Here is a 26,173-nt window from a genome sequence, read left to right as displayed (position 1 = left end):
CTCGATCGGGTGAAGGAGTCCGAGCACGGCCGTAAATCGAATGTGCGTGCTATACGCTCGGAGTCGAAAAGCTTTCTACATCGCTGTGGCGCCCCCCATACCCTGGGACAGGGGCTCAGTTCCCCCGCTTCTCTCAAGAAAGGTGCGGACCGGCGTGGCCGACCGTCTCATCGTCCGTGGCGCGCGCGAGCACAACCTCAAGAACGTCTCGCTCGACCTCCCCCGCGATTCCCTCATCGTCTTCACCGGGCTCTCCGGGTCGGGCAAGTCGTCCCTCGCGTTCGACACGATCTTCGCCGAGGGCCAGCGACGCTACGTCGAGTCGCTCTCCTCGTACGCCCGGCAGTTCCTCGGCCAGATGGACAAGCCGGATGTCGACTTCATCGAGGGTCTCTCACCGGCCGTCTCCATCGACCAGAAGTCGACCTCGCGCAACCCGCGCTCGACGGTCGGCACCATCACCGAGGTCTACGACTACCTCCGGCTGCTCTTCGCCCGTATCGGCAAGCCGCACTGTCCCGAGTGCCGGCGCCCCATCGCGCGCCAGTCGCCGCAGGCCATCGTCGACAAGGTGCTCGGGCTGCCCGAGGGCAGCCGCTTCCAGGTGCTCTCGCCGCTGGTGCGCGAGCGGAAGGGCGAGTTCGTCGACCTCTTCTCCGATCTGCAGACCAAGGGCTACAGCCGGGCCAGGGTCGACGGGGAGACCATCCAGCTCTCCGAGCCGCCCACGCTGAAGAAGCAGGAGAAGCACACCATCGAGGTGGTCATCGACCGCCTCACGGTCAAGGACAGCGCCAAGCGCCGGCTGACCGACTCCGTGGAGACCGCGCTCGGCCTCTCCGGCGGCATGGTCGTCCTGGACTTCGTCGACCTCCCCGAGGACGACCCCGAGCGTGAGCGGATGTACTCCGAGCACCTCTACTGCCCGTACGACGACCTCTCCTTCGAGGAGCTGGAGCCCCGCTCCTTCTCCTTCAACTCGCCCTTCGGCGCCTGCCCCGACTGCACGGGCATCGGTACGCGCATGGAGGTCGACCCGGAGCTGATCGTCCCGGACGAGGACAAGTCCCTCGACGAGGGCGCGATCCACCCCTGGTCGCACGGGCACACCAAGGAGTACTTCGGGCGGCAGATCAACGCCCTCGCCGAGGCCCTCGGATTCCGTACGGACATCCCCTGGGCCGGACTGCCCCAGCGCGCCAAGAAGGCCCTGCTGTTCGGCCACAAGATCCAGACCGAGGTGCGCTACCGCAACCGGTACGGCCGCGAGCGCGCGTACACGACCCCCGCCTTCGAGGGCGCCGTTCAGTTCGTGAAGCGCCGGCACTCCGAGGCCGAGAGCGACTCCAGCCGGGAGCGCTTCGAGGGCTATATGCGCGAGGTGCCCTGCCCGACCTGTGAGGGCACGCGGCTCAAGCCCCTCGTCCTCGCGGTGACGGTGATGGAGAAGTCCATCGCCGAGGTCGCCGCCATGTCGATCAGCGAGTGCGCCGAATTCCTCGGCAGGCTCAGGCTGAACGCCCGCGACAAGAAGATCGCCGAGCGGGTGCTCAAGGAGGTCAACGAGCGGCTGAAGTTCCTCGTGGACGTCGGCCTGGACTACCTCTCGCTCAACCGGGCCGCGGGCACCCTCTCCGGTGGCGAGGCCCAGCGCATCCGCCTGGCCACCCAGATCGGCTCCGGTCTGGTGGGCGTCCTGTACGTACTGGACGAGCCGTCCATCGGACTCCACCAGCGGGACAACCACCGGCTGATCGAGACCCTCGTCAGGCTCCGCGACATGGGCAACACGCTCATCGTCGTCGAGCACGACGAGGACACCATCAAGGTCGCGGACTGGGTCGTCGACATCGGCCCCGGCGCCGGTGAGCACGGCGGCAAGGTCGTCCACTCCGGCTCGCTCAAGGACCTGCTGGCCAACGAGGAGTCGATCACCGGTCAGTATCTGGCCGGCAAGCGCGCCATCGCGATGCCCGACATCCGGCGCCCGGTCGACCCGACGCGGCAGCTCACGGTGCACGGCGCCCGGGAGAACAACCTCCAGGACATCGACGTCTCCTTCCCCCTCGGTGTGCTCACCGCGGTCACCGGTGTCTCCGGATCGGGCAAGTCGACCCTGGTCAACGACATCCTCTACACACACCTGGCGCGCGAGCTGAACGGCGCCAAGTCGGTGCCCGGCCGGCACACCCGCGTCGACGGCGACGACCTCGTCGACAAGGTGGTGCACGTCGACCAGTCGCCGATCGGCCGTACGCCGCGGTCCAACCCGGCCACGTACACCGGAGTCTTCGACCATGTCCGCCGGCTCTTCGCCGAGACGATGGAGGCGAAGGTGCGCGGCTATCTGCCGGGCCGCTTCTCCTTCAACGTCAAGGGCGGCCGCTGCGAGAACTGCTCCGGTGACGGCACCATCAAGATCGAGATGAACTTCCTGCCCGACGTGTACGTCCCGTGCGAGGTCTGCCACGGAGCGCGCTACAACCGGGAGACGCTGGAAGTCCACTACAAGGGCAAGTCCATCGCCGAGGTACTGGACATGCCGATCGAGGAGGGGCTCGACTTCTTCGAGGCCGTCCCGACGATCGCCCGCCACCTGCGTACGCTCAACGAGGTCGGCCTCGGATACGTCAGGCTCGGCCAGTCCGCGCCGACGCTCTCCGGCGGTGAAGCACAGCGTGTGAAGCTGGCGAGCGAGCTCCAGAAGCGCTCCACGGGCCGCACGGTCTACGTCCTGGACGAGCCGACCACGGGTCTGCACTTCGAGGACATCAGCAAGCTGATCACGGTGCTCTCGGGACTGGTCGACAAGGGCAACTCGGTGATCGTCATCGAGCACAACCTCGATGTCGTCAAGACCGCGGACTGGGTCATCGACATGGGTCCCGAAGGGGGTAACGGCGGCGGTCTCGTGGTCGCCGAAGGCACCCCGGAGCAGATCGCGTCGGTGCCCGCCAGCCACACCGGGAAGTTCCTCCAGACCATCCTGGGAGCGGACCGGATCAGCGAAGCCACCGTGCCGGCGGCCCGTAAGCCCGCCCGGAAGACGGCTGCCAAGCAGGCGGTGGCCGCCAAGGCCACCCCGGCCCGCAAGACGGCCACGGCCAAGACCTCGGCGGCACAGCCCGCCGCGAAGAAGGCCGTGACCAAGAAGGCCGCCGCGAAGAAGCCCGCCGCGAAGAAGGCGGCCGGCGCCCGGAAGGCGTGAACACCGGCTGACCGGGACAGTCCCGCAGAGGTGATGAGGTGGCGGCCCCCGACCCCGGGGGCCGCCACCTCCGCGTCAGGCCGTCCTCGCTGCCGGGACCGGCCCGGTCGCAGGGCCGCCGATCTCCGCCGGTATCGTCGGTTCTGTCGCTGCTGCCTCCGGTCCCCGGCCCCTCGGGTGCTCCTGGGGGCGGCTCTCTGGCCCCCTCACCCCGTGGAGACCGCATGCCCGGCCTGCCCGCCGCCCGCCGTACCGTGCTGAAGGGCGCCGCTCTCGCCGGTGCCGCAGGGCTGGGAGTGGCCGCCTGCTCGACCGAATCGAAGCTCGGCCACGCGGAGGCGCCCACGCCCACCGCCCCCGTCGCCCTCGGCGCCGCGGACGAGGTCCCGGTAGGCGGAGCCAAGCTCTACCGGGAACAGCGGCTCGTCGTGAGCTGCCCCGCGAAGGGCCAGTACAAGGCGTTCAGCGCCCAGTGCACGCACGGGGGCTGCGTCCTGGACAAGGTCGAGGGCACCGAGGGCCACTGCCCCTGCCACGGCAGCCGCTTCGACACCACGACAGGCAAGGCGCTGCACGGCCCGGCGACCGTGCCGCTGTCCGCCGTCCCGGTCAAGGTCGAGGGCGGGAACCTCGTCGCGGGCCCCGAGGCCTGACGCGGCTCACTCCCAGTCCCAGTCGACGCCTGGTACGTCCACAAAGGCGCCCGGGTACTGCCGCTGGACGCGGACGCGGTCCGCGCGGTCGGCGACGGCGGCACCACGCTGAGCGCCTACGGCAGCCGGGTGCGGAAGGCGTACGGGGACAAGCTCCCCGGCTCCGGCTACGCCCGCTCCGGCAAGGCGGGCGGCTACGCACCCGGCACTGACGTGGCCTCCGGCCGGCCGGCAGCGGCAGCCGCCGTCGCGAGCACCCACGACACCGCGCTCACGGTCACCTCGTCCGTCGCCGGAGCCGGGGCCCTGCTCGTCCTGGTCTCCTGGGCCTTCACCGCGGTCCGCCGCGACCGCCGGCGCCGGGGGACCCCCGCCACCGGCGCCTGACCCGCCACCGGTCCGCGTTCCGGGGAACACCCCACCCCCGGAGCGCTGGCCGGTCCGTCCGCCGGCGAGGCCGCGTTGTCACTGCCCGCAAGTAGGGTGTGAGACATGGCAGACCCCTCCAGCTACCGCCCCAAGCCGGGACAGATCCCCGACTCCCCGGGGGTCTACAAATTCCGCGACGAGCACCGCCGGGTGATCTACGTCGGGAAGGCCAAGAACCTGCGCCAGCGCGTGGCCAACTACTTCCAGGACCTGGCCAATCTCCACCCGCGCACCCGCACGATGGTGACCACGGCCGCCTCCGTCGAATGGACGGTCGTCTCCACGGAGGTCGAGGCGCTCCAGCTCGAATACTCCTGGATCAAGGAGTTCGACCCCCGGTTCAACGTCAAGTACCGGGACGACAAGAGCTATCCGTATCTCGCCGTCACCCTCAACGAGGACTTCCCCCGCGTCCAGGTGATGCGAGGAGCCAAGAAGAAGGGCGTGCGCTACTTCGGGCCGTACGGGCACGCGTGGGCCATCCGCGAGACCGTCGACCTGATGCTCCGCGTCTTCCCGGTGCGTACGTGCTCCGCGGGCGTCTTCAAGAACGCCGCGAGGACAGGGCGCCCCTGCCTCCTCGGCTACATCGGCAAGTGCTCGGCGCCCTGCGTCGGCCGGGTCACGCCCGAGGAGCACCGCGAGCTCGCCGAGGACTTCTGCGACTTCATGGCAGGCCGGACCGGTACGTACATCCGCCGCCTGGAGAAGGACATGATGCTGGCGGCCGAGGACATGGAGTACGAGCGGGCGGCCAGGCTCCGCGACGACGTGGAGGCACTCAGGCGGGCCATGGAGAAGAGCGCCGTCGTCCTCGCCGACGCCACCGACGCCGACCTGATCGCCGTCGCCGAGGACGAGCTCGAAGCGGCTGTACAGATCTTCCACGTCCGCGGCGGCCGGGTTCGCGGCCAGCGCGGCTGGGTCACCGACAAGGTCGAGGCGGTCGACACCGCGGGCCTCGTCGAGCACGCGCTCCAGCAGCTGTACGGGGAGGAGACCGGCGACTCGGTGCCCAAGGAGGTCCTGGTCCCCGCACTCCCCGAGGACTCCGAGGCCGTCGCCCAGTGGCTCGCCGGCCGCCGGGGCTCGCAGGTCAGCCTGCGCATCCCGCAGCGGGGCGACAAGAAGGACCTGATGGCCACGGTTCAGCGCAACGCCCTGCAGGCCCTCGGTCTGCACAAGACCAAGCGCGCGTCCGACCTGACGACCCGTTCCCGCGCCCTGGAGGAGATCTCCGAGGCGCTCGGCCTGGACACGGCCCCGCTGCGCATCGAGTGCTACGACATCTCGCATCTCCAGGGCGACGACGTGGTGGCGTCCATGGTGGTCTTCGAGGACGGTCTCGCCCGCAAGAGCGAGTACCGCCGCTTCCAGATCAAGGGCTTCGAGGGCCAGGACGACGTGCGGTCGATGCACGAGGTGATCGGCCGCCGCTTCAAGCGCTACCTCCAGGACAAGGAGCGGACGGGCGAGTGGGAGGAGACCCCCGCCGCCACGGGGGCTGTACCGGCCCCGGCCGGATCCGTACCCGCCCTGGACGACGACACCGCGAGCGAGCCCCGGGAGGACGACGGCCGGCCCAAGCGGTTCGCCTATCCGCCGCAGCTCGTCGTCGTGGACGGCGGGCAGCCCCAGGTCGCCGCCGCCAAGCGGGCCCTGGACGAGCTGGGTATCGACGACATCGCCGTCTGCGGCCTCGCCAAGCGCCTCGAAGAGGTGTGGCTGCCCGATGACGACGACCCCGTGGTCATGCCCCGCTCCAGCGAGGGTCTCTATCTTCTCCAGCGGATCCGTGACGAGGCCCACCGCTTCGCCATCACCTACCAGCGCGCCAAGCGCGCCAAGCGCATCCGCAGCAGCCCACTGGATGACGTCGCGGGCCTCGGCGAGACCCGGAAACAGGCTCTGATCAAGCATTTCGGCTCCGTGAAGAAGCTGCGGCAGGCGACAATCGACGAGATCTGCGAGGTCCCGGGGATAGGACGCAGGACGGCGGAATCAGTGGCCGCCGCCCTCGCCTCGACCGCCCCGGCCGCGCCCGCCGTGAACACGGCCACAGGAGAGATCATTGAAGAGGACGACGGGGGCACGTCATGACTGAGCACAAGAACGAACGCGCGCACGAAACCGAACCCGAGCCCCACAGCACCGACCGAGCAGACGGAGCAGCAGACGTGAGTACGGGCACCACCGACGAGACGGGCGAGGCCACCGCGCCGGTCATTCCCGAACTGGTGATCATCTCCGGAATGTCCGGCGCCGGGCGCAGCACCGCCGCCAAGTGTCTGGAGGACCTCGGCTGGTTCGTCGTCGACAACCTGCCGCCCGCGCTGATCCCCACGATGGTGGAGCTCGGCGCCCGGTCCCAGGGCAACGTGGCCCGTATCGCCGTCGTCGTCGACGTCCGGGGCCGCCGCTTCTTCGACAACCTCCGGGAGTCCCTGGCGGACCTGGAGGCCAAGCACGTCACCCGGCGGATCGTGTTCCTGGAGTCCTCGGACGACGCCCTCGTACGCCGCTTCGAGTCGGTCCGCCGCCCGCACCCCCTCCAGGGCGACGGCCGTATCGTCGACGGCATCGAGGCCGAGCGCGATCTGCTGCGCGAGCTGCGCGGCGACGCCGACCTGGTGATCGACACCTCCAGCCTCAACGTGCACGAACTGCGGGCCAAGATGGACGCCCAGTTCGCCGGCGACGAGAAGCCGGAGCTGCGGGCCACGGTGATGTCGTTCGGATACAAGTACGGCCTGCCCGTCGACGCCGACCTGGTCGTGGACTGCCGCTTCCTGCCGAACCCGCACTGGGTGCCGGAGCTGCGGCCGTTCACCGGGCTCAACGAGGAGGTGTCCGCGTACGTCTTCGACCAGCCGGGTGCCAAGGAGTTCCTCAACCAGTACACGGAGCTGCTCCAGCTCATCGCCACCGGGTACCGCCGCGAGGGCAAGCGCTATGTGACCGTCGCCGTCGGATGCACGGGCGGCAAGCACCGCTCCGTCGCGATGTCCGAGAAGCTGGCCGCGCGGCTGGCCGCCGAAGGCATCGAGACCGTCCTCGTCCACAGGGACATGGGGCGCGAGTGACCAACCGCACTCTGCGTCTGCGGCGGTTGAGCAGAGCGACATCTGCGCTGTCCGGACGCAAGCGAGGCGCCCAGCCCAAGGTCGTCGCCCTGGGCGGCGGCATGGGGCTCTCCGCCTCGCTCACGGCGCTGCGCCGGATCACCGGCGACCTCACGGCCGTGGTCACCGTGGCCGACGACGGGGGCTCCAGCGGCCGGCTCCGCGAGGAGCTGGGCGTGCTGCCCCCCGGCGACCTGCGCAAGGCGCTCGCCGCGCTCTGCGGGGACGACGAGTGGGGCCAGACCTGGGCCCAGGTCATCCAGCACCGCTTCGAGTCCAAGGGCGATCTGCACGAGCACGCGGTCGGCAATCTGCTGATCGTCGCGCTCTGGGAACAGCTCGGTGACCACGTGCAGGCGCTCGACCTCGTCGGCAAGCTCCTCGGCGCCCACGGCCGGGTGCTGCCGATGTCCGCCGTACCCCTGGAGCTCCAGGCGCTCGTACGGGGCCATGATCCGGAGCGCCCCGAGGACATCGTGACCGTCCGGGGGCAGGCGACCGTGGCGCTCACCCCGGGCGAGGTGCAGTCCGTGCACGTCGTCCCCGCCGACCCGCCGGCCGTCCCGGAAGCGGTCGCCGCCGTCCTCGACGCGGACTGGGTGGTGCTCGGTCCCGGCTCCTGGTTCTCCTCGGTGATTCCGCACCTTCTCGTCCCGGAACTGCACGACGCGCTGGTCTCGACGAAGGCCCGGAAGGTCCTTTCGCTGAACCTCGCGCCGCAACCCGGTGAAACAGATGGCTTCTCACCGCAGCGTCATTTGGAGGTTTTGGGACGACACGCCCCTAAACTCGCCTTGGACGTGGTGTTGGCCGACGAGGCCGCCGTGCCCGACCGCGAGTCCCTCGCCGATGCCGCAGAACGGCTCGGTGCCGCGGTCGAGCTGGCGCCGGTGGCTTCGCCCGATGGTGTTCCGATCCATGATCCGGAGCTGTTGGCCGCCGCGTACGACCGTATTTTTCGGATGCATGGAAGGATCGGCCCATGGCGATGACGCCAGCGGTGAAGGACGAAATCTCTCGGCTTCCCGTAACCCGGACCTGCTGCCGCAAGGCAGAAGTCTCGGCGATTCTTCGGTTCGCGGGTGGGCTGCACCTGGTGAGCGGCCGGATTGTGATCGAGGCGGAGCTGGACACCGCGAACGCGGCGCGCCGGCTGAAGCGGGACATTCTCGAAATCTTCGGGCACAGCTCGGAACTGATCGTGATGGCACCCGGCGGGCTGCGGCGCGGCTCCCGCTTCGTCGTACGGGTGGTGGCGGGCGGCGACCAGCTGGCCCGTCAGACCGGACTGGTGGACGGCCGCGGCCGTCCCATCCGCGGGCTGCCCCCGCAGGTGGTCTCGGGGGCCACCTGCGACGCCGAGGCCGCCTGGCGCGGGGCCTTTCTGGCGCACGGCTCGCTCACCGAGCCCGGCCGTTCCTCCTCGCTGGAGGTGACCTGCCCCGGTCCTGAGGCGGCGCTCGCCCTGGTCGGCGCGGCCCGCAGGCTCTCCATCGCGGCGAAGGCCCGCGAGGTGCGCGGCGTGGACCGTGTCGTCGTCCGCGACGGCGACGCCATCGGTGCGCTCCTCACCCGCCTCGGCGCGCACGACGCGGTGCTGGCCTGGGAGGAGCGCCGGATGCGCCGCGAGGTCCGCGCCACGGCGAACCGCCTCGCCAATTTCGACGACGCCAACCTGCGCCGCTCGGCGCGCGCCGCGGTGGCCGCCGGCGCCCGTGTGGGGCGCGCGCTGGAGATCCTCGGCGAGGAGGTGCCCGAGCACCTCGCGGCGGCCGGACGGCTGCGCATGGAGCACAAGCAGGCGTCCCTGGAGGAGCTGGGCGCGCTGGCCGAGCCGCCGCTGACCAAGGACGCCGTCGCGGGCCGTATCCGCCGCCTGCTGGCCATGGCCGACAAGCGGGCCCAGGACCTGGGCATCCCGGGGACGGAATCCACCCTGAGCGAGGAGCTGGCCGACGGCCTCGTCGGCTGACCGGCTCGCCTCCCCCCGTACATGCCGCTGCCGGCGCCCCGTAAAGGGTGCGTCGGCAGCGGCATGTACGGGGGGAGCGGAGGCCCTGACTCCTACTGGGGAGTACGGACTTCCCGGCCGCGCCCGGCCCCGCACGATGTCACTCCGGGGCCCTTGGAGAGGTAGGGTCGGAGGCGGTCGGGGACATCCCTATACAACTCGCCGGCGTCGAAAACCGGCGTACCTATACGAGGAGATCGGTTCGTGACGATCCGCGTAGGCATCAACGGCTTTGGCCGCATCGGACGTAACTACTTCCGCGCGCTGCTGGAGCAGGGTGCGGACATCGAGATCGTGGCTGTCAACGACCTGGGTGACACTGCGACCACTGCCCACCTGCTGAAGTACGACACCATTCTGGGTCGTCTCAAGGCTGAGGTGAGCCACACCGCCGACACCATCACCGTCGATGGTCACACCATCAAGGTGCTCTCCGAGCGCAACCCCTCCGACCTGCCCTGGGGCGACCTGGGCGTCGACATCGTGATCGAGTCGACCGGCATCTTCACGAAGAAGGCCGACGCCGAGAAGCACATCGCCGGTGGCGCCAAGAAGGTCCTCATCTCGGCTCCGGCCAAGGACGAGGACATCACCATCGTCATGGGCGTCAACCAGGAGAAGTACGACGCGGCCAACGACCACGTCATCTCCAACGCCTCCTGCACCACCAACTGCGTGGCGCCGATGGCCAAGGTTCTCGACGAGAACTTCGGCATCGTCAAGGGCCTGATGACGACGGTCCACGCCTACACGAACGATCAGCGCATCCTGGACTTCCCGCACTCGGACCTGCGCCGCGCCCGCGCCGCCGCCGAGAACATCATCCCGACCACGACCGGAGCCGCCAAGGCCACCGCTCTGGTCCTGCCGCAGCTCAAGGGCAAGCTCGACGGCATCGCGATGCGCGTGCCGGTCCCGACCGGTTCGGCCACCGACCTGGTCGTCGAGCTGTCGCGCGAGGTCACCAAGGACGAGGTCAACGCCGCGTTCAAGAAGGCGTCCGACGACGGCGACCTCAAGGGGTACCTCGCGTACACCGAGGACCCGATCGTATCCTCGGACATCGTCGGTGACCCGGCGTCCTGCACCTTCGACTCGTCCATGACGATGGTTCAGGAAGGCAAGACGGTGAAGATCCTCGGCTGGTACGACAACGAGTGGGGTTACTCCAACCGTCTCGTCGACCTGACCGTCTTCGTCGGCGGCCAGCTCTGATCCTCGGAGCGGCAGGCAACTCGATGTGAGCGTGGGGCTCGGACGGCGCAACGTAGCGCCGTTCGAGCCCCGTTGCATGCTCTCTCGTCCTTCCAAGGAGTATCCGGAAACAAGATGAAGACGATCGACGAACTTCTCACCGAAGGGGTCGCGGGCAAGCGGGTATTCGTCCGCGCCGACCTCAACGTGCCGCTCGACGGCACCACGATCACGGACGACGGCCGCATCCGCGCCGTCGCACCCACGGTCGCCAAACTCGCCGCAGCCGGCGCGCGCGTCGTCGTGGCCTCGCACCTCGGCCGCCCCAAGGGCGCACCCGACCCGGCGTTCTCGCTCGCGCCCGCAGCCGCGCGCCTCGGTGAGCTGCTCGGAACCGACGTCGCCTTCGCGACGGACACGGTCGGCGACTCCGCCCGTGCCACGGCCGCCGCTCTCACCGACGGCCAGGTCGCCGTCATCGAGAACCTCCGCTTCAACGCGGGCGAGACCTCGAAGGACGACGCCGAGCGCGGCGCGTTCGCCGACCAGCTTGCCGAGCTTGCCGATGTGTACGTGGGCGACGGCTTCGGTGCCGTCCACCGCAAGCACGCCTCGGTCTTCGACCTCCCGGCCCGGCTGCCGCACGCGGCCGGCGACCTGATCGCCACCGAGGTCGGCGTCCTGAAGAAGCTCACCGAGAACGTCGAGCGTCCGTACGCCGTCGTGCTCGGCGGCTCCAAGGTCTCCGACAAGCTCGGCGTCATCGACCACCTGCTGGAGAAGGCCGACCGCATCCTCATCGGCGGCGGCATGGCGTACACCTTCCTCAAGGCCCAGGGCCACGAGGTCGGCAGCTCCCTCCTGCAGGAGGACCAGATCCCGGCGGTGCTGCAGTACCTGAAGCGGGCCGAGGAGAAGGGCGTGGAGTTCGTGCTCCCCGTCGACGTCGTCGTCTCCGAGCAGTTCCCGGACCTGAAGACCAAGGCCCCGAGCAACCCGGCGACCGTTGCCGCGGACGCCATCCCGGCCGGTGCGATGGGCCTGGACAACGGACCGGAGACCAACGCGCTGTACGCGTCGAAGCTCGCCGACGCCGCCACGGTCTTCTGGAACGGGCCCATGGGCGTCTTCGAGCACCCCGACTACGCCGAGGGCACCAGGGCCGTCGCCCAGGCCCTCGTCGACTCCTCGGCCTTCAGCGTCGTCGGTGGCGGGGACAGTGCCGCCGCCGTACGCATCCTGGGCTTCGACGAGAATGCTTTCGGCCATATCTCGACCGGTGGCGGCGCCAGCCTCGAATACCTCGAGGGCAAGACGCTTCCCGGCCTCGCCGCACTGGAGGACTGAACCTTTATGAGCACCCGCACCCCGCTGATGGCGGGCAACTGGAAGATGAACCTCAACCACCTCGAGGCCATCGCCCAGACCCAGAAGCTCGCCTTCGGCCTGGCCGACAAGGACTACGACGCCGTAGAGGTCGCCGTCCTGCCGCCCTTCACCGACCTGCGCTCCGTGCAGACGCTGGTGGACGGCGACAAGCTGAAGATCAAGTACGGCGCCCAGGACATCTCGGCGCACGAATCCGGTGCGTACACCGGCGAGATCTCCGGCTCCATGCTCGCCAAGCTGAAGTGCACGTACGTGGCCGTCGGCCACAGCGAGCGCCGTCAGTACCACGGCGAGAACGACGAGATCTGCAACGCCAAGGTGAAGGCCGCGTACAAGCACGGCCTGACCCCGATCCTCTGCGTCGGTGAGGGCCTGGACATCCGCAAGGCCGGTGACCAGGTCTCCTACACCCTCGCGCAGCTCGACGGAGCCCTCAAGGACATCCCCGCCGAGCAGGCCGAATCCATCGTGATCGCCTACGAGCCGGTCTGGGCCATCGGGACCGGCGAGGTCGCCACGCCCGAGGACGCCCAGGAGGTCTGCGCGGCGATCCGTGGCCGGCTGGCCGAGCTGTACTCCCAGGAGCTGGCCGACGCCGTCCGTATCCAGTACGGCGGCTCCGTGAAGTCCGGCAACGTCGCGGCCATCATGGCGCAGCCCGACGTGGACGGCGCACTGGTCGGAGGCGCGGCGCTGGACGCCGAGGAGTTCGTCAAGATCGTCCGCTTCCGCGACCAGTGAGTATGCGGTAGCGCGGATCCGTCGTACCCTAGCGGGGGCCGAGGGGGGTACCCCTCCGGCCCCCGTTGTCCGTATGTGCAGTCCAAGGGAATTCCGGAAAGTAGGGACCAGCCGTGATTATGGGGTTCTCGATCGCCCTGATCGTCTTCAGCCTGCTGCTGATGCTGCTGGTGCTGATGCACAAGGGAAAGGGCGGCGGCCTCTCCGACATGTTCGGTGGCGGTATGCAGTCGTCCGTCGGTGGCTCCTCAGTCGCCGAGCGCAACCTCGACCGCATCACCGTGGTGGTCGGTCTGGCGTGGTTCGCATGCATTGTCGTACTTGGTCTGCTGATGAAGCTGGACAACTGACCCGGCGTTCGCGATTCCCGGTGAAGTAACTCCAATCACTGGACGCGCGTTGGGCCTTACGTAGACTGGGGCATCTTCGAGCACCATCACGCAGGGAGTTACGACCGTGGCAAGTGGCAACGCGATCCGGGGAAGCCGGGTCGGAGCGGGGCCGATGGGAGAGGCCGAGCGGGGCGAGTCCGCACCGCGCCTCCGCATCTCCTTCTGGTGCTCGAACGGGCACGAGACGCAGCCGAGCTTCGCCCATGACGCGCAGGTACCGGAGACATGGGACTGCCCGCGCTGCGGCTTCCCGGCCGGCCAGGACCGGGACAGCCCGCCCGACCCGCCGCGCACCGAGCCGTACAAGACGCATCTCGCGTACGTACGTGAGCGGCGCAGCGACGCGGACGGCGAGGCCATTCTTGCCGAAGCACTCGCGAAACTCCGCGGCGAGATCTAGAAGTTGTTCACCGGCCGGACACCCCAGGGGTGTCCGGCCGGACTGCTTTTCCCGTGCCGCATCCCGCCCTCGCACCGCACACCCTTCCGATCAATTAGGTTGGAGGGGCAGCGGGGCATGCGCAGGTACGAGAAGAAGTGGGCTGATACCCGGGATGAACGCACAAAGCCGAACGAAGCTCAATCAGACACCCGAGTGGACGGCTCTCGCCAAGCACCGTGAGGAACTCGGCGGGACCCAGCTGCGACAGCTGTTCGCCGAGTCACCGGACCGCGGAACCGAATTCACCCTCCGGGTGGGCGGCCTCGGCATCGACTACTCCAAGAACCTGGTCACCGACGAGACGCTCCGCCTGCTGCGCGAGCTCGCCGCCGCCACCGGTGTGGAGGAGCTGCGGGACGCGATGTTCCGCGGCGAGAAGATCAACACCACCGAGGACCGCGCCGTCCTGCACACCGCGCTCCGCGCCCCGCGCGAGGCTGTGATCGGGGGCGACGGCGGGCACGGCGAGAACATCGTGCCCGCCGTGCACGCCGTCCTGGACAGGATGGCGGCCTTCTCCGACCGTGTCAGGTCGGGGGAGTGGACCGGTTCCACCGGCAGGCCGATCAAGAACGTGGTGAACATCGGCATCGGCGGTTCCGACCTCGGTCCCGCCATGGCGTACGAGGCGCTGCGCTCCTTCACGGACCGCTCGCTCACCTTCCGCTTCGTGTCGAACGTCGACGGAGCCGACCTCCACGAGGCGCTGCAGGGCCTGGACCCGGCCGAGACGCTGTTCGTCATCGCCTCGAAGACGTTCACCACGATCGAGACCATCACCAACGCCACCTCGGCCCGCGACTGGCTGCTCACCGGTCTGAGGACCGGTCAGGAAGCCGTCGCCAAGCACTTCGTGGCGCTGTCGACCAACGCCGGCAAGGTCGCGGACTTCGGTATCGACACGGACAACATGTTCGAGTTCTGGGACTGGGTCGGCGGCCGTTACTCGTACGACTCGGCGATCGGCCTCTCGCTGATGATCGCCATCGGTCCGGAGCGGTTCCGCGAGATGCTCGACGGCTTCCACCTCGTCGACGAGCACTTCCGCACCGCCCCCGCCGAGGACAACGTCCCGCTGCTGCTCGGTCTGCTGGGCGTCTGGTACGGCGCGTTCTTCGACGCCCAGGCGCATGCCGTGCTGCCCTACAGCCACTATCTGTCCAAGTTCACCGCGTACTTGCAGCAGCTGGACATGGAGTCCAACGGCAAGTCCGTGGACCGGGAAGGCAATCCGGTCCAGTGGCAGACCGGACCGGTCGTCTGGGGCACGCCCGGGACCAACGGTCAGCACGCCTACTTCCAGTTGCTCCACCAGGGTACGAAGTTCATCCCCGCCGACTTCATCGGCTTCGCCGAGCCGGTCGAGGACCTGCTGCCCGGTCTGGCCGCCCAGCACGACCTGCTGATGGCCAACTTCTTCGCCCAGACCCAGGCGCTGGCCTTCGGCAAGACGGCCGACGAGGTCCGCGCGGAGGGTGTCCCCGAGGAACTGGTGCCGCACAAGACGTTCCGCGGCAACCACCCGACGACGACGATCCTCGCCGACAGGCTGACCCCGTCGGTGCTCGGCCAGCTCATCGCGCTGTACGAGCACAAGGTCTTCGTCCAGGGCGCCGTCTGGAACATCGACTCCTTCGACCAGTGGGGCGTCGAGCTCGGCAAGGTCCTCGCCAAGAGGATCGAGCCCGTCCTGACCGAGGGCACCGGTGGCGAGGAGCTCGACAGCTCCACCGCCGCGCTCGTCGCCGCCTACCGCTCGCTGCGGGGACGCTGAGCTCCATGGTGACGGGGGAGGGGACGGTACGGCTGCGGCCACCGCGCAACACGCTGGACCGCAGGGCCGTCGGCTGGTGGCGGGCCCAGTGGCTGCTGCTGACCGCGGTGCCCGTGCTGGTGCTGGGCCTGCTGGGCGCGTTCATCGGGTCCGCCCGGTTCTGGCTGCTGATGTCCGCCGCGGTCCTGGCGGCCGTCGGACTGGCCTGCGCCGTCCTCTTCCCCCTCTGGTGGTTCCGTACGCACCGCTGGGAGGTCACCGACGAGGCCGTCTACGTCCGCACCGGCGTCTTCCGGCAGGAGTGGCGGATCGCGCCCATGTCCCGGATCCAGACCGTGGACACCGTGCGCGGCCCCCTGGAACAGCTCTGGAGACTCGCCACGGTCACCGTCACGACCGCCTCCGCCAGGGGCGCCGTGCGGATCGAGGGCCTCGACCACGAGGTGGCGGCTGAGCTGGCCGAACGGCTGACCCGGATCACGCAGGACACCCCCGGGGACGCCACATGAGCACCCCCGCCGACGACTGGCTGCCCCTCGACCGGCGTACGGTCCTGGTCACCGCACTCGTCACGGCGGGGGTACTGCTGGGCGCTGCCGTACCGGTCGGCCTCGCACTCTCCGGACGCTTCGGGACCGGCAGCGCCCTGCTCTGGGTACCGGCCGCCGTCGTCGTCCTCACCGGCGGCTCGGCAGGCACCGACTACGTACGCTGGCGCCGCACCCGCTACCGCGTCGGCGCCGAACGCGTCGAACTGCACACCGGCCTCCTGCTGGTGAAGGAGCGTTCGCTGGCCCGGGAACGGATCCGCAGCGTCGACCTCACCGCACGCCCGCTGCTGCGCCTCCTCGGCCTCGTCACGGTCCGGATCGGCACCGGGGAGCACGCCGGCAACGACTCGACGCTTGAACTCGACCCGGTCACCCGCGCCGAGGGCGAGCGGCTGCGCCTGCTGCTCCTGGAACGCGCGGCCGACGCTCCGGCGGGGAGTCACCGCGAGGGCGAGCTGATCGGGCTGAACCTCCGGTGGATCCGGTACGCGCCGGTGTCCTTCGTCGCCCCCATGCTGGGCGGCGCGGCGGCCGGGGCCGTGATGCAGGTCAGCGAGTGGGTCGGGGCGCAGGGCCAGGTGATCGCCTGGATCGGCGACCTGTTCCGCGGCACCCCGGTGCTCTGGACGGTCCTCGTCCTGGTCGTCGCGGCGGTGACCGCGGGCGTCGTCGGCGCGCTCGGACTCTGGGTCGAGATGTGGTGGAGCTACCGGCTGGAGCGAGAACCGGGCGGCACCCTGCGGGTCCGGCGCGGGCTCTTCACCTCCCGGTCGGTCTCCATCGAGGAACGGCGGCTGCGCGGGGTGGACCTCGTCGAGCCGCTCGGGGTCCGTCTGATGGGCGCCGCCCGGCTGGACGCGATCACGACGGGTCTCGCCAAGGACGACAAGGAACAGCACGGGGACCACAACACCCTGCTGCCCGCCGTGCCCCGCGAGCTCGCCGACAGCGTCGCCGCCGATGTCCTGCGCGAGGCGAAGACCCCCACGGGAGCCGCTCTGACCGGCCACCCGCGCGCCGCCCGCCGCCGAAGGCTGGGCTGGGCCCTCTGGTCCGTGCTGGGCCCCGTGGCCGTCCTGTCCCTCCTCGGCGCCCTGCTGACGCCCGTCCTGCTCTGGATCGCGCTGGCCTGCGCGGTGGTGTTCCTGCCCCTCGCGGTCCTCCTCGCCCTGGACGCGTACCGCGCCCTGGGGCACGCCGTCGGCGGCGACTACCTGGTGACCCGCTCCGGTACGGTGCGGCGCTCCACGGCCGCGCTGGAGCGCGCCGGAGTGATCGGCTGGACCGTGAAGCAGTCCTACTTCCAGCGGCGGGCCGGGCTCCTGGACATCACCGCCACGACGGCCGCCGGATCGGGCGCGTACACGGCGTACGACACGGATGCCTCCGAGGGCCTCGACTTCGCCTCCGGCGCCGTCCCGGGCCTGCTGGAGCCGTTCCTGGAGCGTGAACCCTCTAGACCTGACCGTGCGTCGTGTCGATGACGCAGAAACGGTTGCCCTCCGTGTCGGCGAGCACCACGAAATCCGGGTCCGGCGGGTACAGCTCCCAGGCCACCCGGACCGCGCCGAGCGCGAGCAGCCGGTCCACCTCGGCGTCCTGCTCGTCGGTGTACAGGTCGAGATGGACCCGGGGAACCTCCTGCACCGGCGACTCGCTCCGCCCCAGGGCCAGCCCGGCACCGTGCTCCTGACCCTGTGCCGGGACCAGCACCACCCAGTCGTCCGTCGGCGGTTCGCGCTCGACGTACTCCAGCGCCGCCTTCCAGAACGACGCCGCACGCCGTACGTCCGACGCACCCATCACCACAGTTCCGATACGCACCATGGGCCGAAGCCTTTCACGACAGAGGCCCGGCCCGCTCCTGAGAGCGAACCGGGCCTCCGTACAGCCTTGCTGACGACCTCTCAGGGAGAGGCCGGCGGGTAGAGCGCGCGCGGCAGCTGCGAGGCCGCCGCCGCGTCCAGCAGCCACAGGGTGCGGCTGCGCCCGTACGCCCCCGCCGCCGGGGCCTGGATCTCCCCGGCGCCCGACAGGGCGATGGCCGCGGCCTCCGCCTTGTCCTCGCCCGCCGCCAGCAGCCACACCTCGCGCGCCGCCCGGATGGCGGGCAGCGTGAGCGAGACACGGGTCGGCGGCGGCTTGGGCGCGCCGTGCACTCCGACGACGGTGCGCTCGGTCTCCCGTACCGCGGGCAACTCCGGGAAGAGCGACGCGACATGCGTGTCCGGGCCGACGCCCAGCATCAGCACGTCGAACGTCGGTACGGGGCCGTGGTTCTCCGGACCGGAGGCCGCGGCGAGCTCGGCCGCGTACCCCGCTGCCGCCGCATCCGCGTCGTCGCCGTACGGGCCGTCCGAAGCGGGCATCGCGTGCACCCGGGACGGGTCCAGCTCCACCGAGTCGAGCAGAGCCTTGCGGGCCTGCGTGACATTGCGCTCCGGATCGCCCTCGGGCAGGAAACGCTCGTCGCCCCACCACAGGTCGAGCCGCGACCAGTCGATCGCGTCCCGTGCGGGCGTGGCGGCGAGCGCGGCCAGCAGGCCGTTGCCGTTGCGCCCGCCGGTCAGCACCACCGAGGCGTAACCGCGTGCGGCCTGGGCGTCCACGATCTTCGTGATCAGCCGGGCAGCCGCGGCCTGCGCCATCAGCTCCTTGTCGCGGTGCACGACCAGTTGGGGAGTGCTCACTTCGACGCCGCCTTCTTGGCAGCGGCCTTCTTGGCCGCCGCTGCCGTGGCCGTCGCGGTGGGGGTGGGCGTGGCCGCCTCGGAATTCTCCTCGGCAGCGGCCGGCTTCGTCCCCTGGCCGCCGAGCCTCTCCAGGCCGAACTTCACCGCCGACGCGTAGGTGTTGTCCGGGTCGAGGCGCCGCAGTTCCTCCGCGAGGAGTTCGGCGGTCTCCCGCCGCTTCAGTGCCACTCCGCGGTCCGGCTGGCCCTGCATGGAGAGCGTGGCCAGTGAACCGTCAGGCCGGTGCAGCGTGATGGTGCCGTTCTTCGTCTCCATGCGGACGGCCGTCAGACCGGGGCCCGAGGACTGCGTCCGCTCCACCGGGACGCCGAGCCGGTCCGCGAGCCACATGGCGAGCAGCTCACAGCTCGGGTTGTCCGATTCGCCCTCGACCGTGGCGGCCACGACCTCGGCCACCTGCTGGTCGAGCGCGGCGGCCAGCATCGAACGCCACGGCGTGATGCGGGTCCAGGCCAGGTCGGTGTCGCCCGGGTTGTACGTCCTGGCGCGCACGGCGAGTTCGTCGAGCGGCCGGGCCGCCGAGTAGGCGTCCGTGATCCGGCGCTGGGCCAGCGCGCCCAGCGGGTCCTTCGCCGGGTCGGCGGGCGCGTCCTGCGGCCACCACACCACGACCGGTGCGTCCGGCAGCAGCAGCGGCAGGACCACCGACTGGGCGTGGTTGGCCAGTTCGCCGTGCAGCCGCAGGACGACGGTCTCGCCGGTGCCCGAGTCGGAACCGACCCGTACCTCGGCGTCGAGCCGTGCGTCACGCCGGCTGCGCGGTGAACGGCTGACCCGCTTGATCACCGCGATGATCCGCGAGGGGTGCTCGCGGGAGGAGTCGCCCGCCGCCTTGAGGGCGTCGTACGCGTTCTCCTCGTCGGTGACGATGACCAGGGTCAGCACCATGCCGATGGCCGGCGTGCCGATGGCACGGCGGGCCGACACGAGCGCCTGATTGATCTTGCTGGACGTGGTTTCCGTGAGATCGATCTTCATGGCCGGCGCCAGCTCCGTCCGTCGCGTGCGAGCATCTCGTCCGCCTCGGCCGGACCCCAGGTACCGGCCTTGTACTGCGCGGGCTTGCCGTGCTTGTCCCAGTACTCCTCGATCGGGTCGAGGATGTTCCAGGAGAGTTCGACCTCCTGGTGGCGGGGGAAGAGGTTGGCGTCGCCGAGCAGCACATCGAGGATGAGCCGCTCGTACGCCTCCGGGCTGGACTCCGTGAAGGACTCGCCGTACGCGAAGTCCATCGTGACGTCCCGGACCTCCATCGAGGTGCCGGGCACCTTCGAACCGAACCGCACGGTCACACCCTCGTCCGGCTGGACCCGGATGACCAGGGCGTTGCCGCCCAGCTCCTCGGTCGCCCCGGACTCGAAGGGCAGATACGGGGCGCGCTTGAAGACGACCGCGATCTCCGTGACCCGGCGGCCGAGCCGCTTTCCGGTACGGAGGTAGAACGGGACGCCCGCCCAGCGGCGGTTGTTGATCGTCAGCTTGATCGCGGCGAAGGTGTCGGTCGTCGACTTGGGGTCGATGCCTTCCTCCTCCAGATAGCCGAGGTTCTCCTCGCCGCCCTGCCAGGCGTGGGCGTACTGGCCGCGCACGGTGTGCTTGCCCAGGTCCTCCGGCAGCTCCACCGCCGTGAGCACCTTGAGCTTCTCGGCGACCAGGGCCTTCGGGTGGAAGGAGCCGGGCTCCTCCATCGCCGTCAGCGCCAGCAGCTGGAGCAGGTGGTTCTGGATGACGTCACGGGCCGCGCCGATGCCGTCGTAGTAACCGGCCCGGCCGCCGATGCCGATGTCCTCGGCCATCGTGATCTGGACATGGTCGACGTAGGACCGGTTCCAGATCGGCTCGAACATCGTGTTGGCGAAGCGGAGCGCCAGGATGTTCTGGACGGTCTCCTTGCCCAGGTAGTGGTCGATCCGGAAGACCTCGTTGGGCGGGAACACATCGTGCACGAGCTGGTTGAGCTCCTGCGCGCTGGTGAGGTCGTGGCCGAACGGCTTCTCGATGACGGCACGCCGCCAGGAGCCTTCCTTCTGGTCGGCCAGCCCGTGCTTCTTGAGCTGCTGGACGACCTGGGGGAAGAACTTCGGCGGCACGGACAGGTAGAAGGCGAAGTTGCCGCCCGTGCCCTGTGCCTTGTCGAGCTCCTGAATGGTCTCCTTCAGGGTCTCGAACGCGTCGTCGTCGTCGAAGTTGCCCTGGACGAAGCGCATCCCCTGGATGAGCTGCTGCCAGACCTCTTCACGGAACGGCGTACGGGCGTGCTGCTTCACGGCGTCGTGGACCTCTTGCGCGAAGTCCTCGTTCTGCCACTCGCGGCGTGCGAAGCCGATGAGCGAGAAGCCCGGCGGCAGCAGGCCGCGATTGGCCAGGTCATAGACAGCGGGCATCAGCTTTTTACGGGACAAATCGCCCGTGACGCCAAAGATGACCAGGCCCGACGGCCCCGCGATACGCGGGAGCCGTCGGTCCTGGGCGTCACGAAGCGGGTTGGCTCCGGGAACACCAGACAAGGTGGTCAGCCCTCCGAAGGGGCGAGGCGCTTGAGTTCCGCCTCGGTGGAGTTGAGCAGGTCGATCCAGGACGCCTCGAACTTCTCGACGCCCTCGTCCTCGAGCAGCTGGACGACGTCGTCGTAGCTGACCCCGAGCTTCTTGATCGCGTCGAGGTCGGCACGAGACCGGTCGTAGCTGCCCGCGATGGTGTTGCCGGTGATCTCGCCGTGGTCGGCGACGGCGTCGAGCGTGGCCTCGGGCATGGTGTTGACCGTGTTCGGGGCGACGAGCTCGTCGACGTACAGGGTGTCCTTGAGGGACGGGTCCTTCACGCCGGTGGAGGCCCACAGCGGACGCTGCTTGTTGGCCTGCGCCTTGTCCAGCGCGGCCCAGCGGTCGCCCGCGAAGACCTCTTCGTACGCCTCGTAGGCCAGGCGTGCGTTGGCGAGGGCGGACTTGCCCTTGGCGGACTTCGCCTCGTCGGTGCCGATCGCGTCGAGACGCTTGTCGATCTCGGTGTCCACGCGGGACACGAAGAACGAGGCGACCGAGTGGATCTTGGAGAGGTCCAGGCCGGCGGCCCGCGCCTTCTCCAGGCCCGCCAGGTACGCGTCCATCACCTCGCGGTAGCGCTCCAGCGAGAAGATCAGGGTCACGTTGACGCTGATGCCCTTGCCGATGACCTCGGTGATCGCCGGCAGGCCGGCCTTCGTCGCCGGGATCTTGATGAGCGTGTTCGGCCGGTCCACCAGCCAGGCCAGCTGCTTGGCCTCGGCGATCGTGGCCACCGTGTTGTGGGCCAGGCGCGGGTCCACCTCGATGGAGACCCGGCCGTCCTGGCCGCCCGTCGCGTCGAAGACCGGCCGCAGGATGTCGGCGGCGTCGCGGACGTCGACCGTCGTGATCATGCGGATGGCCTCGTCGACGGTGACCTTGCGGGCGGCGAGGTCCGTGAGCTGCTGGTCGTAACCGTGGCCCTGCGAGATCGCCTTCTGGAAGATCGACGGGTTGGTGGTGACACCGACCACGTGGCTCTGGTCGATCAGCTCGGCGAGGTTGCCCGAAGTGATCCGCGTGCGCGACAGGTCGTCGAGCCAGATCGCCACGCCCTCGTCGGAGAGGCGCTTGAGTGCGTCTGTCATGGGAAATGCATCTCCTACTAGTCGTATACCGGCGTCAGCGTGCGGCGGCGGACAGAGATTCCCGGGCGGCGGCAGCCACGTGCTCGGCGGTGAAGCCGAACTCGCGGAAGAGGACCTTCGCGTCCGCGGAGGCACCGAAGTGCTCCAGCGAGACGATCCGGCCGGCGTCACCGACGTACCGGTGCCAGGTCAGGCCGATGCCCGCCTCGACGGCGACGCGGGCCTTCACGGACGGCGGCAGAACGCTGTCCTTGTACGCCTGGTCCTGCTCCTCGAACCACTCGACGCACGGCATCGACACGACACGCGTCGGCACACCGGCGGCCTGGAGCTGCTCGCGCGCCTCGACCGCGAGGTGGACCTCGGAGCCCGTACCGATCAGCACGACCTGGGGCTCACCGCCCTCGGCGTCGAAGAGCACGTAACCGCCCTTGGCGGCGTCCTCGTTCGCCTCGTACGTCGGCACGCCCTGCCGGGTCAGCGCCAGACCGTGCGGGGCACCCTTGCCGAACACCTTGGTGTAGCGGCGCAGGATCTCGCGCCAGGCGATGGTGGTCTCGTTCGCGTCGGCCGGGCGTACGACGTTCAGGCCCGGGATCGCGCGCAGCGAGGCCAGGTGCTCCACCGGCTGGTGGGTCGGGCCGTCCTCGCCGAGACCGATCGAGTCGTGCGTCCACACGTACGTCACCGGAAGGTGCATCAGCGCGGACAGGCGCACCGCGTTGCGCATGTAGTCGGAGAACACCAGGAAGGTGCCGCCGTAGATACGGGTGTGGCCGTGCAGCGCGATGCCGTTCATGGCGGCGGCCATCGCGTGCTCGCGGATACCGAAGTGGATCGTGCGGCCGTACGGGTCCGCCTCGGGCAGCGGGTTGCCCGCGGGGAGGAACGACGACGTCTTGTCGATCGTCGTGTTGTTCGAACCGGCCAGGTCGGCGGAGCCGCCCCACAGCTCGGGGATGACGTCACCCAGGGCCTGGAGGACCTTGCCGGAGGCGGCGCGGGTGGCGACACCCTTGCCGGGCTCGAACACCGGAAGCTTCTCTTCCCAGCCCGTGGGCAGCTCACCCGCGGAGATCCGGTCGAACTCGGCGGCGCGCTCCGGGTTGGCGGTACGCCACGCGGCGAGGGACTTCTCCCACTCGGCCTTGACCTCACGGCCGCGGTCCAGCGCCTCACGCGTGTGCCCGATGACCTCGTCGGAGACCTCGAAGCTCTTCCCGGGGTCGAAGCCGAGCACGCGCTTGGTGGCCGCGACCTCGTCGTCGCCGAGCGCCGAGCCGTGCGCGGCCTCGGTGTCCTGGGCGTTCGGGGCGGGCCAGGCGATGATCGAGCGGGCCGCGATGAACGACGGGCGATCCGTCTCGGCCTTGGCCGCCTGGAGCGCCTTGTACAGGCCCGCCGGGTCGAGGTCGCCGCTGGGCAGCTGCTCGACACGCTGGACGTGCCAGCCGTACGCCTCGTAACGCTTCAGGGTGTCCTCGGAGACCGCGGTCTCCGTGTCGCCCTCGATCGAGATGTGGTTGTCGTCCCACAGCATGACGAGGTTGCCGAGCTTCTGGTGCCCGGCCAGCGAGGACGCCTCGGCGGAGATGCCCTCCTGGAGACAGCCGTCACCGGCGATCACCCAGACGTTGTGGTCGAACGGGGAGGTGCCGGGGGCCGCCTCCGGGTCGAACAGACCGCGCTCGTAGCGGGCGGCCATGGCCATACCGACAGCGTTCGCGACACCCTGGCCGAGCGGCCCGGTCGTCGTCTCGACGCCCGTCGTGTGGCCGTACTCCGGGTGGCCCGGGGTCTTGGAGCCCCAGGTACGGAAGGCCTTCAGGTCGTCGAGCTCCAGGCCGTAACCGGCCAGGTAGAGCTGGATGTAGAGGGTCAGGCTGGAGTGGCCCGCGGAGAGCACGAACCGGTCACGGCCGACCCACTCCGGGTCGGCGGGGTCGTGCCGCATCACCTTCTGGAAGAGGGTGTACGCGGCGGGAGCCAGGCTCATCGCCGTACCCGGGTGGCCGTTTCCGACCTTCTGTACGGCGTCCGCGGCGAGGACGCGGACAGTGTCCACGGCCCGCTGGTCCAATTCGGTCCACTGGAGGTCTGTGGTGGTCGGCTTGGTGCTCACCCTGAGTCAGGGCTCCTCTCCACTGTCGTAAACCGGTGGCTGATACCGCACCGGGCGATGTCGAGCCTACCCCCGACGGACACGCTCCTTCGGAGCACTTTCCAGGGTGACGGCGACCTGCGGACTTCGCCTCTCGACGGACGGCGCCCGTTCATTGCCACGCCACCTCAACACGAGCCCACCCCCGCGAAGGGCGGCGTATCCGCAACGTCTACGATGGTCTGGTTCGCGCAAGTCTTTACCGGGCCTTCACTCCCGGAGCTTGCTGGGATTTCTCTGTCAGGGGTGTGCGTGACGGCCGTCGAGTCCCGACCCGCAGGGGTCGCCTTGACTCCGAGCCCAGGGGGCCATCGCCCGTTCGGGGCCCGCATCAAGGCATTCGTGGCGCTTACGAAGCCACGAATCATCGAGCTGTTGCTCATCACCACCGTTCCGGTGATGTTCCTGGCCGCTCAAGGTGTTCCAGACCTGTGGCTCGTACTCACTACCACCATCGGCGGATATCTCTCCGCGGGCGGTGCCAACGCGCTGAACATGTACATCGACCGTGATATCGACGCGCTGATGGACCGTACGTCGCAGCGCCCGCTGGTCACCGGCATGGTGAGCCCGGTCGAGTGCCTGGTATTCGGCATCTCGCTCGCGGTGATTTCCACCGTCTGGTTCGGGCTGCTCGTCAACTGGCTCTCCGCGGCCCTCGCTCTCGGCGCACTGCTCTTCTACGTCGTCGTCTACACGATGCTGCTGAAGCGCCGTACCTCGCAGAACATCGTCTGGGGCGGAATCGCCGGCTGCATGCCCGTCCTCATCGGCTGGTCGGCCGTGACCAATTCGCTCTCGTGGGCAGCGGTCATTCTCTTCGCCGTCATCTTCTTCTGGACGCCGCCGCATTACTGGCCGCTTTCGATGAAGGTGAAGGACGACTACGCCCGGGTCGGCGTTCCGATGCTTCCGGTGATCGCCAGCAATCAGGTGGTCGCCCGCCAGATCGTCATCTACAGCTGGGTGATGGTGGCGGTGTCGCTGCTGCTGACCCCGCTCGGCTACACCGGCTGGTTCTATACGGCGGTGGCCCTGGTGACCGGCGGGTTCTGGCTCTGGGAGGCGCACGGCCTGCAGAACCGGGCCAAGTCCGGGGTGACGGGCGCGAAGCTCAAGGAGATGCGGCTGTTCCACTGGTCCATCACCTATGTCTCGCTGCTCTTCGTCGCTGTCGCGGTGGACCCCTTCCTGCGGTAACTCGCGCATCAACTTCCGCCGACGGGCGGGTCACGTGGCACAGGCCACGTGGCCCGCCCGTCGCCAGTCGATCTACCCCTCGGTAGCATCCTTGGCATGGCAGAGACGGCAGAGACCCAGCAGGTGGAGAGCAAGCAGGCGGCCCGCGCGGAGCGCAGGGCGGCGAAGCTGGCCAAGCAGATCGGCGCGTTCGCCAAGGAGCACGGCGGCGCCGAGGGCCACCTCGCCCACATAGGGCAGTCGGGCACCCGCATCGTCCTCGTCGGCCAGGACGGCGGCTGGGGCGACCTCGTCGCACCCTCGTACGCGGTGGCCGACAGTGCGGCGCGGAAGTCCGGGATCACGATGCACGAGAGCTTCGACGGCGACTTCGCCGCCAAGGTCAGCACCGGACCGTACGAGTGGACCCGGATGGCCGGTATCCAGCTCGGCGGACCCTCCAACAACCGCTGAGCCGTTCGGGACAGCACACGGGCAACACCTGACACGGGGCTCACCCGTTAGGCCGTGCATACGCACGCCA

The 26,173-nt window shown here is 69.5% G+C and carries 23 protein-coding genes; 17 read left to right on the top strand and 6 right to left on the bottom strand.

The window, feature by feature from the left end:
* Positions 1 to 154: 154 nt before the first annotated feature.
* The 15 genes from uvrA (at position 155) to ACWGO0_RS16125 (ending at position 17,390) form a co-directional block, all read left to right on the top strand.
* Positions 155 to 3,208, top strand: a complete 3,054-nt coding sequence (uvrA, locus tag ACWGO0_RS16195; protein WP_453534257.1) for an excinuclease ABC subunit UvrA — start codon at positions 155 to 157, stop codon at positions 3,206 to 3,208.
* Between the two features lie 224 nt (positions 3,209 to 3,432).
* Positions 3,433 to 3,861, top strand: a complete 429-nt coding sequence (locus ACWGO0_RS16190) for a Rieske (2Fe-2S) protein (RefSeq protein ID WP_453534254.1) — start codon at positions 3,433 to 3,435, stop codon at positions 3,859 to 3,861.
* A gap of 129 nt (positions 3,862 to 3,990) precedes the next feature.
* The gene (locus ACWGO0_RS16185; RefSeq protein ID WP_453534251.1) at positions 3,991 to 4,248 is read left to right on the top strand and encodes a hypothetical protein; all 258 of its coding nucleotides are present in this window, start codon (positions 3,991 to 3,993) and stop codon (positions 4,246 to 4,248) included.
* A 105-nt stretch (positions 4,249 to 4,353) separates the two neighbouring features.
* Positions 4,354 to 6,390 (top strand): excinuclease ABC subunit UvrC, encoded by a 2,037-nt coding sequence (gene uvrC / locus ACWGO0_RS16180; RefSeq protein WP_453534248.1) that lies wholly within the window; start codon positions 4,354 to 4,356, stop codon positions 6,388 to 6,390.
* Positions 6,387 to 7,373: an RNase adapter RapZ gene (rapZ, locus tag ACWGO0_RS16175; RefSeq protein ID WP_453534245.1), complete on the top strand. Its 987-nt coding sequence runs from the start codon at positions 6,387 to 6,389 to the stop codon at positions 7,371 to 7,373. The genes uvrC and rapZ overlap by 4 nt, the downstream gene beginning before the upstream one ends.
* Positions 7,370 to 8,404, top strand: a complete 1,035-nt coding sequence (locus tag ACWGO0_RS16170) for a gluconeogenesis factor YvcK family protein (protein ID WP_453534242.1) — start codon at positions 7,370 to 7,372, stop codon at positions 8,402 to 8,404. The genes rapZ and ACWGO0_RS16170 overlap by 4 nt, the downstream gene beginning before the upstream one ends.
* Positions 8,395 to 9,384 carry a DNA-binding protein WhiA gene (gene whiA, locus ACWGO0_RS16165; RefSeq protein WP_362842476.1) on the top strand — a complete coding sequence of 330 codons (990 nt, stop codon included), beginning with the start codon at positions 8,395 to 8,397 and terminating at the stop codon, positions 9,382 to 9,384. The genes ACWGO0_RS16170 and whiA overlap by 10 nt, the downstream gene beginning before the upstream one ends.
* Positions 9,385 to 9,627: 243 nt before the next feature.
* Positions 9,628 to 10,638, top strand: a complete 1,011-nt coding sequence (gene gap, locus ACWGO0_RS16160; RefSeq protein ID WP_453534237.1) for a type I glyceraldehyde-3-phosphate dehydrogenase — start codon at positions 9,628 to 9,630, stop codon at positions 10,636 to 10,638.
* A gap of 114 nt (positions 10,639 to 10,752) precedes the next feature.
* Complete coding sequence (locus tag ACWGO0_RS16155) at positions 10,753 to 11,964, top strand: phosphoglycerate kinase (RefSeq protein WP_453534234.1); 1,212 nt, start codon at positions 10,753 to 10,755, stop codon at positions 11,962 to 11,964.
* A 6-nt stretch (positions 11,965 to 11,970) separates the two neighbouring features.
* Entirely contained in the window at positions 11,971 to 12,747 is a 777-nt protein-coding gene (gene tpiA / locus ACWGO0_RS16150; RefSeq protein ID WP_453534231.1) for a triose-phosphate isomerase, read from the top strand.
* 119 nt (positions 12,748 to 12,866) lie between these two features.
* Positions 12,867 to 13,097 (top strand): preprotein translocase subunit SecG, encoded by a 231-nt coding sequence (gene secG, locus ACWGO0_RS16145; protein WP_362842466.1) that lies wholly within the window; start codon positions 12,867 to 12,869, stop codon positions 13,095 to 13,097.
* A gap of 106 nt (positions 13,098 to 13,203) precedes the next feature.
* The gene (locus tag ACWGO0_RS16140; protein ID WP_136207022.1) at positions 13,204 to 13,539 is read left to right on the top strand and encodes an RNA polymerase-binding protein RbpA; all 336 of its coding nucleotides are present in this window, start codon (positions 13,204 to 13,206) and stop codon (positions 13,537 to 13,539) included.
* Between the two features lie 154 nt (positions 13,540 to 13,693).
* A complete protein-coding gene (gene pgi / locus ACWGO0_RS16135; RefSeq protein WP_453534227.1) occupies positions 13,694 to 15,355 on the top strand; it encodes a glucose-6-phosphate isomerase in 1,662 nt (553 codons plus the stop codon).
* Positions 15,356 to 15,360: 5 nt separating this feature from the next.
* Complete coding sequence (locus ACWGO0_RS16130) at positions 15,361 to 15,864, top strand: PH domain-containing protein (protein ID WP_453534224.1); 504 nt, start codon at positions 15,361 to 15,363, stop codon at positions 15,862 to 15,864.
* Positions 15,861 to 17,390 carry a PH domain-containing protein gene (locus ACWGO0_RS16125; protein WP_453534221.1) on the top strand — a complete coding sequence of 510 codons (1,530 nt, stop codon included), beginning with the start codon at positions 15,861 to 15,863 and terminating at the stop codon, positions 17,388 to 17,390. The genes ACWGO0_RS16130 and ACWGO0_RS16125 overlap by 4 nt, the downstream gene beginning before the upstream one ends.
* Here the strand turns inward: ACWGO0_RS16125 and ACWGO0_RS16120 are convergent.
* The 6 genes from ACWGO0_RS16120 to tkt form a co-directional block, all read right to left on the bottom strand.
* Positions 17,362 to 17,733, bottom strand: coding sequence for a VOC family protein (locus ACWGO0_RS16120; RefSeq protein WP_453534218.1), 372 nt, complete (start codon positions 17,731 to 17,733; stop codon positions 17,362 to 17,364). The genes ACWGO0_RS16125 and ACWGO0_RS16120 overlap by 29 nt on opposite strands.
* 80 nt (positions 17,734 to 17,813) lie before the next feature.
* Positions 17,814 to 18,596: a 6-phosphogluconolactonase gene (gene pgl / locus ACWGO0_RS16115; protein ID WP_453534215.1), complete on the bottom strand. Its 783-nt coding sequence runs from the start codon at positions 18,594 to 18,596 to the stop codon at positions 17,814 to 17,816.
* Positions 18,593 to 19,636, bottom strand: coding sequence for a glucose-6-phosphate dehydrogenase assembly protein OpcA (opcA, locus tag ACWGO0_RS16110; RefSeq protein WP_453534212.1), 1,044 nt, complete (start codon positions 19,634 to 19,636; stop codon positions 18,593 to 18,595). The genes pgl and opcA overlap by 4 nt, the downstream gene beginning before the upstream one ends.
* A complete protein-coding gene (gene zwf / locus ACWGO0_RS16105; protein ID WP_453534209.1) occupies positions 19,633 to 21,165 on the bottom strand; it encodes a glucose-6-phosphate dehydrogenase in 1,533 nt (510 codons plus the stop codon). Before zwf ends, opcA begins: the two co-directional genes overlap by 4 nt.
* Positions 21,166 to 21,170: 5 nt before the next feature.
* Positions 21,171 to 22,289: a transaldolase gene (tal, locus tag ACWGO0_RS16100; protein WP_453534206.1), complete on the bottom strand. Its 1,119-nt coding sequence runs from the start codon at positions 22,287 to 22,289 to the stop codon at positions 21,171 to 21,173.
* A gap of 34 nt (positions 22,290 to 22,323) precedes the next feature.
* Positions 22,324 to 24,411, bottom strand: coding sequence for a transketolase (gene tkt / locus ACWGO0_RS16095; RefSeq protein WP_453534203.1), 2,088 nt, complete (start codon positions 24,409 to 24,411; stop codon positions 22,324 to 22,326).
* Positions 24,412 to 24,696: 285 nt separating this feature from the next.
* Here tkt and ACWGO0_RS16090 point away from each other — a divergent pair, with 285 nt between their 5' ends.
* Positions 24,697 to 25,650 carry a heme o synthase gene (locus tag ACWGO0_RS16090; RefSeq protein WP_453534200.1) on the top strand — a complete coding sequence of 318 codons (954 nt, stop codon included), beginning with the start codon at positions 24,697 to 24,699 and terminating at the stop codon, positions 25,648 to 25,650.
* 96 nt (positions 25,651 to 25,746) lie between these two features.
* Positions 25,747 to 26,103 carry a hypothetical protein gene (locus tag ACWGO0_RS16085; RefSeq protein WP_453534198.1) on the top strand — a complete coding sequence of 119 codons (357 nt, stop codon included), beginning with the start codon at positions 25,747 to 25,749 and terminating at the stop codon, positions 26,101 to 26,103.
* Positions 26,104 to 26,173: the final 70 nt, after the last annotated feature.

It is taken from the genome of Streptomyces sp. NPDC055749, assembly GCF_053617235.1.
This window is presented reverse-complemented; position numbering and strand designations above follow the sequence as displayed.